The sequence below is a fragment of the Paenibacillus sp. BSR1-1 genome (genome assembly GCF_030403775.1).
Lineage (GTDB): Bacteria > Bacillota > Bacilli > Bacillales > Cytobacillaceae > Neobacillus.
On the sequence record NZ_JAQMWQ010000006.1, the window covers coordinates 93,232 to 106,197 of the forward strand.

Below are 12,966 nucleotides of genomic sequence, written 5' to 3' on the forward strand. Positions count from 1 at the left end.
TAAAGTGAAAGTGTTATTTGCAGTTTCTGAGTGTGTCCCGTTTGTGAAAACGGGCGGTCTTGCCGACGTAGCGGGTGCGTTGCCCAAAGCGTTAAAAAAGTTAGGGGCAGATGTACGTGTTATCCTGCCAAATTACAGTTTAATTCCTGAAAAGCTGAGAAAATCATTTCAATTTCAAAAGGCGATTTATATTCAGCTCGGTTGGCGCAGTCAATACTGTGGCATCTATTCCTACGAGCATGATGGGATTACCTATTATTTTATTGATAACGAATATTATTTTTATCGTGATACTCTATATGGCCATTATGATGATGGGGAACGATTTTCTTATTTCTCAAAGGCAGTATTGGAATGCATTCCCCATCTGGATTTTTTCCCTGATGTGATTCATTGTCATGACTGGCATACAGGCATGGTGAATTTTTTATTGGACGCCCAGTATCGTCTCAATCCGCTTTATAGGGACATGAAAACGGTATTTACGATTCACAATTTACAGTTCCAGGGGATTTTCCCATATGAGGTAATGAGTGAATTGTTAGGATTAAGTCATCAATATTTTAACAGCGAGCAGCTGGAGTTTTACGGAAATGTTAACTTTATGAAGGGCGGAATTGTTTCATCTGATGTCGTAACAACTGTAAGTCCGACCTATAAAGAAGAGATTCAGTATCCCTATTTTGGCGAAAGGCTCGACGGCTTTTTACGAAAACACAGCGATAAGCTTATTGGCATCGTAAATGGCATCGACGACGTTGCCTACAATCCCAGAGCTGACCAAGATATTTCGGTTTCCTATGATCTAAATTCATTAGATGGTAAAGCAGTGAATAAGAAAGAGCTGCAAAAATATTTCAGTCTGCCGGAAAGGGAAAACACCCCCGTTATGGCGATGGTAACCCGCTTAACCGCACAAAAAGGGTTAGACTTGGTGCTCAATGTGTTTCACAGCATGATGCAGGAGGATGTACAATTCATCGTTCTTGGGTCTGGAGACCCTCAATATGAGGACTTCTTTAGTCGAATGGAGCAAGAATTTCCGGATAAGGTAAGGGTCTATTTAGGCTTTAATGAAGCATTAGCTCATCAAATTTATGCGGGGGCTGATTTGTTTTTAATGCCTTCACAATTTGAGCCTTGCGGATTAGGGCAGCTTATTGCCCTTCAGTACGGAACCATACCGATTGTAAGAGAAACGGGCGGTTTGAATGATACGGTACATTCTTATAATGAAAGCACTGGTGAGGGCAACGGATTCACATTTAAGAATTTCAACGCCCATGATATGCTGCATACAGTTAGAAGAGCGAACTATTTTTATCAACAAAAGGAAACTTGGAATAGCTTAGTACAAAATGCGATGAGTCAAGATTATAGTTGGATGCAGTCTGCAAAGAAATACAATGAGATTTATGAGGACCTTCTTGATGACAAACCTATAGAGTAAACCAAAACCTGGAACCGGGCATCTTGCCTGGTTTTTTATTTTTACTGAAAAAATATATCTTACTTTTAACTAATAGTTAATGATGTTTAATTATTATGTTGTTTATCAAAAAATTCAAAACAGCGGGAAAACAAATGCTTCCCACTGTTAAAAATATAAATATATATGGTCAAATCTTATTATTTGGTTCGAACTGCTGCTTGTAATGGGACAGCAAATTCTATAGGGGCTGCTGCAAGTGGAACTAACGTAGAACCAACCGTAGTATATCCAACAGGAGCGACCCGTTGACCTTTAGCAGCCCCACAACCAATTTGGAGAACGCCACTATTGACTAACTGGCCAATTTTCAAAAAACGGATATCAAATGATTGCTGAAGATGGTTATCCATTTTAATCACCTCTTATTAATATATGATCAAGAGTTGGGTTCAGTTCTGATAATAATAATGCCAAAATGATAAATAAATTTTAAGGGATTCTAAAAAATGCGGAAAATACTATATTTGTACGGTGATGGATTTGAAGGGGAGTGAGAAGTTGAAATTGAAGTGGAGCATACCCATACCCATTGTTTTATTTGTTTTCTTTGCTACAGGATGTGGCGATTCGCAAAAAACAAAGCATGATTTAGAACAACAAAAAATAACAGGTAAAAATCAATCAGAACTAACCAGTGATCAAACAAATAAGCCTGCCGTAAAACCAGAAAAACCTAGCGCTCAACCAGAAAAACCCACCATTAAACCGGGCAATACCACCAATCAACAGGAAACATCTACTCATCAAACGATAAAGATACATGACGAGTCCATTCAAAAAGAACGCCCAATTATCAACATTATTTATCCACAAATTGATGGCATGAAAGACAAATTGGCACAAGCAGAAATTAATGATACTTTGAAGAAAAAGGCGAACAATGCAGATGAGAGTCAAATGTCCAATGATGATCCAAGTTCGCCGTCATCGTTCTTTTCAAAATACGAAATCACATTTCAAAATGACCATCTCATTAGTTTTATGTTTAATCAATATTACTATCTTAGCGGGGCTGCACATGGAATGCCATCTCGAGTTCCTATATTGGTGGATTTGGATAATGGGAAGATTGTAGAACCAAACGAAATGTATAATGAATCAGATAAAGCAAAACAAATCATTACACAACTCGTCCTAAAAGAGGATGTTTTGCACACGCTTGAAGCTATGGGTGAGTTTAAACAAATAACCTCAGATGATTTAAACCAAATTTATCTAACAAAGGAAGGCTTAATTATTTATTTCCCACCATATGAATACGCTTCCTATGCTGAAGGTACGCTTCAATATCAACTTCCGTTTTCGGATATAAAGGGCATTTTGAATACTGCATTTTTCAATAGTCATGGGATTGATATTTCAAAACCAAGTAGCTTAATAACCATTTATGTTTCCGAAGGGTATCATTTTTCGGTTCCAAAAACCTGGATTGATCGTTTAGTATTTGAAAGAGCAGATTACGAGGCAAATAAATCTTGGTATGATGAAGTCAATATATATTATAATTCTTCTGATAAACCGATATTGTTTAGTATCCATATGTATGAAAAACAAGTATGGACTTCGTTAAAACCGGAAACGGAAGTAGAATTGGTAGAAAACAATAATATCATTTATTCCTATTCAGTCAGAAAATACCCACAGAACGATTTACAAGTCAATGATTTCCTTAATAATGTGGTTCCCGAAATAATGAAAACATTCCAAATAGATTTTTAAAATTAGAACCGGTTAGTCAAACATTATTCCAATGTGGAATAATGTTTTTTTACTATTAATAAAATTTAATTAATTATTGTTTAGGTGCAATTGACGAAGTGTGACCTATATGTGTAAAATACATATATGGTAATTTCAAAAAAACAAATTCGTGACCTAGTATTCTGAAACTCTACATACCTCTTTTTTCATTTAGAGGATAAAATAGAGAAATTTACAAAGTAAATGAGGAGGAATAAAGATGGCCCAAAAGGTGATTCAAAAAGAAGATGTCGTAAAAAATGAGGTTAAAAAGGTAGAGGTTCCAAAAGTAGAGGTTGCAAAAGTTGAAATTCAAAAAGTAGAGCAGCAAAAAGAAGCAAGTTATGCTACAGAGTCATTTATTGAAACATTTTGGGATCAAATTGAAGGTGCAGTAACTCGCACAAGAGAATATCGAGCACAACGCCAAGAACTTTACTTAAAAGCGATTAAGGAAACAACAAAGTTCAATGGAGTTTACCGCAAAACGTTAAAGAGTTTCTATGAGCAAGCGACAAAATTTAATAGCGATTTGCGCAATGGCTTATTCCAAAACCCTATTATTAAAACAAATGAAGCTGCTCAAGAAGTGACTGAATCTTTAAAAGGACAAGTAAGTGAAGCAGCTAGTAAACTAGAGGAGCTTTATTTAACTCCAATTAACACAGCCTTTGATTTAATGGAAAGATCAGAAAAGCTTGTTGAACAAAATAGCGAGTCATTCATTAAATATACCAATGAAGCATTTAATGCTTGGGAAGCTGTCACAGACAACTACTTAACACAAGCTAGGAAAACTCATCATAATATTGCTGAACGAATAGAAGATAGCGTGCGTGTACTTGTTGCTCCAAGTAAATAGTGTTAAATATATATTTGATATCGCACAAAAAAAGCAATTTTACCTTTCAAGTAACGGGTTCGGTTTAAAGGTGCAAAAATGTAAATAACATTATAATTAGGCATCCAATTCGCAAATGAATTGGATGCCTTTTATTTATTGATACATGGGGACTACATCCAAAGAATTAACTAAAGACCAGCTTTTTTTCGATAAGACCAAGTGTCTGCGCTGTTGAAGTTTGAATTTCGTGAAGAAGCTCTGGTTTTTCCATTAGTGACATGCCATAAGAAGGAATCATTTCTTTGATTTTGGGTTCCCACTCTTTCATATGTTGTGTGAAGCATTTTTTAATTACCTCAAGCATAACGTCAACGGCAGTAGAAGCGCCTGGAGAAGCGCCTAGTAATGCTGCGATTGAGCCATCAGCGGAAGTAATCACTTCCGTACCAAATTGAAGTGTTCCTTTTCCACCAGCTTCAGTATCTTTGATAATTTGCACACGTTGGCCCGCTACGACAAAATCCCAATCCTCTCTTTTGGCGTTCGGGATAAACTCGCGCAACTCTTCCATGCGTTCTTCTATCGATAACATAACTTGCTTAATCAGGTATTTTGTCAATGTCATCTCTTTTACGCCTGCGGCCAACATAGTTAAGATATTATTCGGTTTTACGGAAGTTAATAGATCGAACATTGAACCATTTTTCAAGAACTTTGGTGAGAAACCGGCAAATGGTCCAAATACCAGCGATTTTTTATTGTTGATATATCTTGTGTCAAGATGCGGAATAGACATTGGTGGAGCACCAATCTTAGCTTTGCCGTAAACTTTTGCATGATGCTGCGCTACAACATCCGGATTATTACACACCATAAATATTCCGCTTACCGGAAATCCTCCAATATGTTTTCCTTCAGGAATACCGGATTTTTGCAATATATGCAAGCTTCCTCCGCCGCCTCCGATAAAGACAAATTTTGCAATATGGCGTTCGACAGTACCGCTATCGAGATTCTGCACCTTCAATTCCCACAAGCCGTCAATAGTACGTTTAATATCCTTAACATTATATTTGTGGTTTATAACGACATTTTTACTCTCTAGATGCTCAAACAGCATGCGTGTTAAAGCACCAAAGTTGATATCAGTTCCAGAGTCAATTTTTGTGGCAGCTATGGGTTCATTAGATGTGCGGTCTTGCATAATAAGCGGAATCCATTCCATCAGTTGTTCCGGGTCATCGGAAAATCTCATCTCTTGAAATAGGGGATTGTTTGATAGGGCGTTAAAACGTTTATTTAAGAACTCTACATTTCGTTTCCCTTGTACAAAACTCATATGAGGCATTGGCATGATAAAGTCCTGTGGATTACCTATAAGCTTGTTGTTTACAAGATAAGACCAAAACTGCATTGAAACCTGAAACTGTTCATTAATTTTTATAGCATTAGAAATATCTACTGATCCATCCGATTTTTCGGCCGTGTAGTTAAGCTCGCACAGAGCAGCATGCCCCGTCCCCGCATTATTCCATTCGTTAGAGCTTTCCTCTCCTACGTTTGCGAGCTTCTCAAACACTGTAATTTCCCATTCCGGTACTAATTCTTTCATGAGTGTCCCCAATGTCGCACTCATGATTCCAGCGCCAATTAAAATGACATCTGTTTTTGTTTCTCTGTCGCTCATTTTTACAACCCCTTCCTTTAAAATTTGCAGAAAAGATGTTGATGTCACACCAAACAAGGTACCACAAGTCACAAATCTTTTCTGTCTCTAAACAATTTCTTAGTGCATTAAAATTATTTATAAATTAAAACATCTATAATTATATGATGATTTTAAATTATTTGAAAGTAAAAAAAGTTGAAAAATGATAATAATTCAAAAGGAATAAAGCAAAAACCAATAAAATTTGTTGTGTTTGATTGTTTTTAATTTGTTTTATTTTAAGAATTAACAATGTGAAAAAATTCACATGTAGACTGTTATATTCCCTGGCTCACGTGCAACTTCTAGATTATTAATAGAGCAGAAAAAATATGCAAAACCAAAATAAAAAAGGGAAAACAAATAAAAAATATTGCAATTCATTGTTTTTCGCTTTATATTTAGTTTAAATATTAAGAATATTTTAAAATCTACTAAAGAAGAGGTGAATATGTGTTTAGCCGACATCCCCCTACAAAATAAGTAGACCTTAAACAAATCATTATGAAAGCGTTCACAATAAGCAGATATGGCTAGAAAATCTACCAATCCTAAAACAACAAATTAAACCCATCACATGAATCCAATCATTACAAACTTTTTTTTAAAGTATGCCATTTCTTCAAGATCCCTCAATTACCCAAAAGTGGGTCAAACTTTTCAATGATTAAAAAAATAAAAAAGGGGATGTTTCAATGAAAAGAAGTATCTTACTAATTACCGCTATGCTCATTTTTTCCATTTTTGCCGCCGGTTGCAGCGCGAAAAGCTCTTCAGGGGGGAAAAAGGAGGAAATCACGGTTTATACAGCAATTGAGGATAACCAAATTCCTGCCTATATGGATGCATTTGAGAAAGCCTATCCAAATATTAAGGTCAGCTTAGTAAGGGATTCTACCGGTATTATCGCTGCAAAACTTTTAGCAGAGAAAGACAATCCAGTTGCAGACATTGTATGGGGCCAGGGGATTACAAGTTTAATGCCGCTAGATGAAGCTGGTTTATTGGAGCCCTATAATCCAAAGAACATCGACCAAATTATGCCTGATTTTAAAGATAAGGCTAATCCAGTGCACTGGGTGGGCATGGATGGTTACATGGCTACTTTTGCCGTAAATACGGTTGAGTTAAAGAAAAAAGGACTACCAGTTCCTAAATCCTACCAAGACCTGCTGGAACCGAAATATAAAGGGCTAATCTCCATGCCAAATCCAGCTTCAAGTGGCACAGGATTCCTAACGGTTTCAGCATTCCTCCAGCTTATGGGTGAAGATCAGGGATGGGAGTATATGGATAAACTTCATCAGAACATTGGCATTTATACCCATTCAGGTTCTAAACCGGCAAAACAAGCTGGTGAAGGGGAATTCCCAATTGGAATTTCATTCGACTACCCTAGCTTTAAGGAAAAAGAATCAGGTGCACCTATTGAGGTTGTCTTCCCGAAAGAAGGTTCCGGCTGGGAAATGGAAGCAACGGCTTTAATTAAAAAAACCAAAATTAAGAAAGCAGCTAAAACGTTTATGGATTTTGTTACAACGAAGGAATTCTTAGAGCTTGTAAATAAAAACTTTGCAGTAGTATCAGAAGATTTGGGTAATCCATTACCGGAAGGATATCCGCAGGATCTGCTAACAAAACAATTAATCAAAAATGACTTCCAATGGGCTGGTAAACAGCGTGAAGCAATTGTAGGGGAATGGACGAAGCGATTCGATTCGAAGAGTGAACCGAAAGAGGAGTAAATATTTCCAATTATAAAAATTTGAAACGCATAAAGGACAGAAAACTTTGCAAAGACCACTTTGTGAAGTTTTCTTTCCATCTATTATTTGAAAAGAACGAAAGGGGAATTAAGATGGAAGAGCTGCTGTATATCCAAAATGTTACGAAAACCTTTGGTAAATTTGTGGCGCTTGATCATGTCAATTTTTCAGTTAATAAAAAAGAATTTGTCTGCTTGTTAGGTCCGAGCGGCTGCGGTAAAACAACTCTGCTTCGAATCATTGCCGGCCTTGAGGAACCAAATGTCGGTTCGAAAATTTTACTGGAAGGAAAGGATATTACCCCCCTTCCGCCTTCAAAAAGGAACTTTGGGATTGTTTTTCAATCCTATGCCTTGTTTCCTAATTTGACTGCCTACCATAATATTGCTTATGGCTTAAAAAATAAGAAACTATCAAAAAAAGCAATTGATGAAAAAGTACGGGAAGCACTATCCCTCGTCCACTTAGAACATGTAAAGGACCGCTATCCTGCTCAATTATCCGGGGGGCAGCAGCAGCGGATTGCCCTTGCCAGAGCACTTGCGCTATCTCCCACCTTCCTGTTATTAGATGAGCCGCTTTCTGCCCTTGATGCAAAGGTAAGGTTAAAATTGAGAATTGAAATTCGTAAATTACAGGAGAAACTGGGAATCACCACCATTATGGTCACACATGACCAGGAGGAAGCATTGACCATGGCCGATAAAATTGTCGTTATGAATAACGCAAAAATGGAGCAAATCGGTACACCACAGGAGGTCTACGAACATCCTAAAACACCTTTTGTTGCAGATTTTATCGGAACCGTTAACATGTTGGGGCAAGAGGGATCAACAATTGCCATTAGACCGGAGCATATTCACATAATGGATACTCAAACCAAAAACAGTATTAAAACGAAAGTGAAGGCTTTAGAATTTCGCGGTGCTTTTTATCGATTGTTTTTGGAAATCATGGATCAATCATATCAGGTTTCGGACGGTTTATTAGCGGTAGATGTCCCTGCATCTATAGTAAAAAAGCTGGATATTGACAAGGAAAGTGTTTTGAATGCAGAATTGCCGCAAAATCATCTTGTTACATATGCATAGGCGTGCTTTTTTGTAAAAACAATGTCCCTGTTAAAAGTAAAAATGAAATAGAATGTTGAGGTGATCATAGTGCTTACGGAGGAAACAGTATTAAAGCCGTCAGAGGTTACAGTACAAAATACGATTGATAAACGAAAAATTCGCCAAAAGACTGGAAAAGCAGAGTGGTTTCATAAATCATTAATTCTCTTAATGCTTTTGGGATTAATTATTGGAATCGTTCTTCCGTTAATTCAGCTATTTTTGGAAGCACTAAAAGATAAAAACGGTGAATATGTTGGGTTTGTTAATTTTGTTAACTATTTTAAAACAGAGTCGCTCGTTCAATCTATGTACAATACATTATATATCTCCATTTTGACAGGTGTAATATCGGTTGTCTTGGCGTTTTTTTATGCTTATGCATTGGCGAGAACGCAAATCCGCTGGAAAGGACTTTTCAAATATGTAGCATTTCTTCCTTTATTTGCACCAACGATGATGCACGGGATTGCGCTTATTTACTTATTTGGTAATAAAGGAGCTATCACCACAGGCTTTTTTGGACTTTTTGAAAAAATATTTGGATCCACTATGGGAATTGATATTCATTTATATGGCCCAGTTGGAATTGTCATATCCGAGGTCATTTATACGTTCCCGCAGGCATTTTTAATCTTGATGGTGGCGATTTCTGTAACAGATTATAGATTGTATGAAGCAGCAGAAACGCTTGGATCTGGAAAAATGAAAAAGTTTTTCACTGTTACGATTCCAAGTATCAAATATGGTTTGGTAAGCGCCTTTTTTGTTGCTTTTATCTTAAGCTTCACTGATTTTGGTGCCCCAAAAGTGGTCGGTGCCCAATATAATGTGCTTGCCACTGATATTTATAAGCAGGTTGTCGGCCAGCAGAATTTAAGCATGGGGTCAACTGTAGGGATCATTTTAATTATTCCGGCTTTAGTCGCGTTTTTTGCAGACCGGATGATGCAAAGAAAACAAAGTACCTCTTTTTCTTCGAAATCCGTTTCGTATAAGATTGTGAAAAATCCATGGCGTGACAAGGCCTATTTTGTTTATTGTCTCTTGATTTCTTTAGGAGTTTTATCGTTAATTGGTGCGATTATTGCGGCTTCACTCGTTAAAGTGTGGCCTTATAATTTCTCGTTGACACTTGAACATTTAACCTTTAAAAATGTTGCTGGAAACGGACTTGAGCCTTATTTTAACAGCCTTTATGTTTCGTTTATTACCGCAATTCTCGGAACAATCATTATTTTCTTTGGGGCCTATTTAATAGAAAAAACCCGGTTTATGAAAATCACGAGGCAATTAAGTTACTTTTTGTCGATTTTACCGCTTGCTTTGCCAGGTCTTGTCATCGGGTTAGCTTATATCTTTTTCTTTAATAAACCGGTATTTGAAGTGCCATTCATCGGCGTGTATATAACGAACCCGTTTCAGTCACTCTACGGGACATTTATGATTATCATCCTTGCGAATATCATCCATTTTTATTCAGTCAACCTGATTACAGCAACAACCGCATTGAAGAAATTGGATAAAGAATTTGAACCAGTATCCGAATCCATGAATATTCCATTCTATAAAACATTTTGTAATGTGACCGTTCCGATGTCACTTCCGGCTATTTTGGAAATTGGAATCTATCTCTTTGTCAATTCGATGACTACGATCTCAGCCGTTATTTTCCTTTATACAGCGGACACGAAGCTTGCGTCGATTTCTATCGTCAATATGACGGATGCCGGAGATACAGCGCCTGCAGCTGCAATGTCGCTGATCATTGTGTTGACGAACATTCTAGTTCGTGTCGTCTATGAATTTGCTACGAAGAAAATAAGAAACCGGGCACAAGCCTGGCAGCAGCGTTAAACACTATGTCCAATACGATTTTAAGCATCCTTTTAATTGCAGCTGTATGCCATGCCATATGGAATGCATTAGGAAAAAAGGTGGAAGAGCGGGAGGCGTTTTTCACATTAATTTTAGGCGCCTCCGTGATTCTTTACCTGCCGCTCGCCATCTTTCTTCTTCATACAGGTGATTTTGCCGTAAAAGCATATAAGTGGGCGATTTTCAGTACGATTTCTGAAACATTGTATTTCTTTGCCCTTGGAAAAGTCTATCAATCTATTACACTAAGTAACGCTTACCCCATCTTAAGAGGCACGGCCCCGATTGTCGCAACAGTCCTTAGCCTTATCTTTTTTGGGATTAATGTTACCTTAATGGGGATTGCAGGAATCATCATAATCATTTGCGGAATTCTTTTCATCAACCAGCAAAAGCTTTCGATAACCGGTGCCCTTGGAATGTTCAAGGGGAATTTTCACCATCTCAAATGGGTATTTATGGCCGGTTCCCTTTCTGCCTTAAGCAGTGTTTTGGACGGCATGGGAGCCGCGCAAATGTCTGGTATATTATTTAAGTACTTTGTTTTCGTTGGAATGTTTTTAGGAAAACTAACCATTGATCGAGTCACAAAATTAGAGGTTTCCTATTTTCCTTTAGTGAAAAAATACCCGATTCCCTTAATAGTCGGCGGGCTTTTTGTTTTTATTTCAAATGCATCGGCTGTTTACGCAATGGAAACCACCCCGGTTACTTATGTTGCAGCGGTTCGTGAAATCAGCATTGTTTTTGCGGCGTTAATTGGTTTGATTTGGCTCAAAGAAAAAATAAATTTCGTAAAATGGGCATCCATTTTTATCATTGTAGCGGGGGTCATGGTAGTAAAGTTCAGTTGAAAAAGTAAAAAAGATGTAGGAATCTACATCTTTTTTTACTTTTAAAATCATAATACCAATAAAATTAAACCGAAAACAAACAAAAACAAATTAAATAAAGGGAAATATCGAAAAAACTATTCACAATTGTCAGAAAACGTGTTATTCTTAATTGCGAGGTACAAGGCGAAAGCGCTTCCAGTTGTAGCTTATATTTAGTTAAGGAGGAGGTTTTTTATGACAGCAAAAGAACATTCAAAGAAGGTGAGGGCAAAAGCTTTAGTTGCAAGTTTGATAGGTAGTTCAATTGAATATTATGATTACCTGCTTTATGGAACTGTTGCCGCGCTCGTATTTAACAAACTTTTCTTTCCAAACTTCGGTCCAACCGTAGGACTATTGATTGCTTTAGCATCATTTGGAATTCCTTATTTCTTCCGTCCACTTGGTGGAGTAATATTCTCTCATATCGGTGATCGGCTAGGGAGGAAAAAATCACTAGTTCTAACACTTGCAATTATGGGTTCCAGCACCGCTTTAATTGGGGTGCTGCCAGTTTACGAGAGTATTGGATCATGGGCACCTATTTTGCTTGTTGCCTTAAGACTGATTCAAGGTATTGCTGTAGGAGGCGAGTGGGGAGGCGCCGTTTTGTTGGCGGTAGAGTATTCCGAGAAAAAGAAACGTGGCTTTGCCGGAAGTGTTCCAATGATGGGAGCAGCAGTCGGGATGATACTGGCAACAGCTACTATCTCATTAATGAGATTACTGCCTGATGCACAGTTTCTTGCTTGGGGCTGGAGAGTTCCTTTTGTTGCGAGTCTTTTACTTGTTGTTCTTGGTTTGTGGATTCGGGGTGGTTTAGAAGAAACACCGGATTTCCAAAAAGCGAAAGACGAAGGCACTGTTTCAAAATTGCCGATTGTCGATACCTTTAAAAATCACTGGAAAGAGGTAATCTTAACAACTGGTGCAAAAGCCATTGAAACAGCACCATTTTATATCTTTGCAACTTTTGGAATTTCCTATGCCACTAATTCATTGAAAATGCCAGAAGGCCCTGTTCTAAATGCTGTCACAATCGGTACATTGATTTCATTAGTCATGATTCCTTTAATGGGCAGTCTATCTGACCGTTTTGGACGAAAAAAGATATTTAAAATTGGAACAGTTTGTGTAATTGCCTTTGCAATGCCATATTTCTTTTTGCTTTCAAAAAAATCAATCCTCTTATTAACCATCGCCGTTATGATCGGCTATGCTATCTGGTCAATTATCACCTCAGTTTTAGGCACCATGTTTACGGAAATGTTTCGTGCAGAAGTTCGCTATACCGGTATTTCCATGGGCTACCAGCTGGGTGCTGCCATATTCGGCGGTACAGCTCCGTTAATTGCGACATCATTAGTAACTGCTTTCCATGGTTCTTGGGTGCCTGCAGCCATTTACCTAATGCTTTTAGGAGTCATGTCCCTTATTTGTGTAAGTTTAATGAAGTCAATGAGTGAAAATGAAAAAGATTCGCCAACTAGAAAATCAGCATAAAAATATTCTTATAAATGTTCTACCTACTTACTTAAAAAAATTAATTTA

Annotated in this window: 10 protein-coding genes; 8 read left to right on the forward strand and 2 right to left on the reverse strand. The window is 37.5% G+C overall.

Translation table 11 applies throughout. The features are described 5' to 3' along the window. Nucleotides 1–4: 4 nt before the first annotated feature. Entirely contained in the window at nt 5–1,450 is a 1,446-nt protein-coding gene (gene glgA, locus PH210_RS11995; protein WP_289985625.1) for a glycogen synthase GlgA, read from the forward strand. A gap of 179 nt (nt 1,451–1,629) precedes the next feature. On the opposite strand, the gene PH210_RS12000 is transcribed toward glgA, so the two are convergent. Next, nucleotides 1,630–1,842 (reverse strand): hypothetical protein, encoded by a 213-nt coding sequence (locus PH210_RS12000; protein WP_289985626.1) that lies wholly within the window; start codon nt 1,840–1,842, stop codon nt 1,630–1,632. Between the two features lie 148 nt (nt 1,843–1,990). Between PH210_RS12000 and PH210_RS12005 the strand changes: the two genes are divergently transcribed. Then, the gene (locus PH210_RS12005) at nt 1,991–3,211 is read left to right on the forward strand and encodes a DUF3298 and DUF4163 domain-containing protein (protein ID WP_289985627.1); all 1,221 of its coding nucleotides are present in this window, start codon (nt 1,991–1,993) and stop codon (nt 3,209–3,211) included. 241 nt (nt 3,212–3,452) lie between these two features. Continuing rightward, a complete protein-coding gene (gene phaP / locus PH210_RS12010) occupies nt 3,453–4,094 on the forward strand; it encodes a polyhydroxyalkanoic acid inclusion protein PhaP (protein ID WP_289985629.1) in 642 nt (213 codons plus the stop codon). A 166-nt stretch (nt 4,095–4,260) separates the two neighbouring features. Here the strand turns inward: phaP and mqo are convergent, their stop codons facing one another. Continuing rightward, the gene (gene mqo, locus PH210_RS12015) at nt 4,261–5,787 is read right to left on the reverse strand and encodes a malate dehydrogenase (quinone) (RefSeq protein ID WP_289985853.1); all 1,527 of its coding nucleotides are present in this window, start codon (nt 5,785–5,787) and stop codon (nt 4,261–4,263) included. Between the two features lie 692 nt (nt 5,788–6,479). Between mqo and PH210_RS12020 the strand changes: the two genes are divergently transcribed. From PH210_RS12020 to PH210_RS12040, 5 genes are all read left to right on the forward strand, one after another. After that, complete coding sequence (locus PH210_RS12020) at nt 6,480–7,529, forward strand: putative 2-aminoethylphosphonate ABC transporter substrate-binding protein (RefSeq protein WP_289985631.1); 1,050 nt, start codon at nt 6,480–6,482, stop codon at nt 7,527–7,529. 113 nt (nt 7,530–7,642) lie between these two features. Further along, on the forward strand, nt 7,643–8,641 hold the full coding sequence (locus PH210_RS12025) for an ATP-binding cassette domain-containing protein (protein ID WP_354669980.1): 999 nt from the start codon (nt 7,643–7,645) through the stop codon (nt 8,639–8,641). A gap of 123 nt (nt 8,642–8,764) precedes the next feature. Continuing rightward, nucleotides 8,765–10,519: a putative 2-aminoethylphosphonate ABC transporter permease subunit gene (locus tag PH210_RS12030; protein WP_483312108.1), complete on the forward strand. Its 1,755-nt coding sequence runs from the start codon at nt 8,765–8,767 to the stop codon at nt 10,517–10,519. Between the two features lie 5 nt (nt 10,520–10,524). Then, entirely contained in the window at nt 10,525–11,394 is an 870-nt protein-coding gene (locus PH210_RS12035; protein WP_289985635.1) for an EamA family transporter, read from the forward strand. Nucleotides 11,395–11,610: 216 nt separating this feature from the next. Beyond that, nucleotides 11,611–12,918, forward strand: a complete 1,308-nt coding sequence (locus PH210_RS12040) for an MFS transporter (RefSeq protein ID WP_289985636.1) — start codon at nt 11,611–11,613, stop codon at nt 12,916–12,918. Nucleotides 12,919–12,966 lie beyond the last annotated feature (48 nt).

Bases quoted from the DNA above. Each gene is read 5' to 3' on its own strand.
- PH210_RS12035 (WP_289985635.1), top strand. From the start codon at position 10,525: ATGTCCAATACGATTTTAAGCATCCTTTTAATTGCAGCTGTATGCCAT.
- PH210_RS12025 (WP_354669980.1), top strand. From the start codon at position 7,643: ATGGAAGAGCTGCTGTATATCCAAAATGTTACGAAAACCTTTGGTAAA.
- PH210_RS12020 (WP_289985631.1), top strand. From the start codon at position 6,480: ATGAAAAGAAGTATCTTACTAATTACCGCTATGCTCATTTTTTCCATT.
- phaP (WP_289985629.1), top strand. From the start codon at position 3,453: ATGGCCCAAAAGGTGATTCAAAAAGAAGATGTCGTAAAAAATGAGGTT.
- PH210_RS12000 (WP_289985626.1), bottom strand. From the start codon at position 1,842: ATGGATAACCATCTTCAGCAATCATTTGATATCCGTTTTTTGAAAATT.
- PH210_RS12040 (WP_289985636.1), top strand. From the start codon at position 11,611: ATGACAGCAAAAGAACATTCAAAGAAGGTGAGGGCAAAAGCTTTAGTT.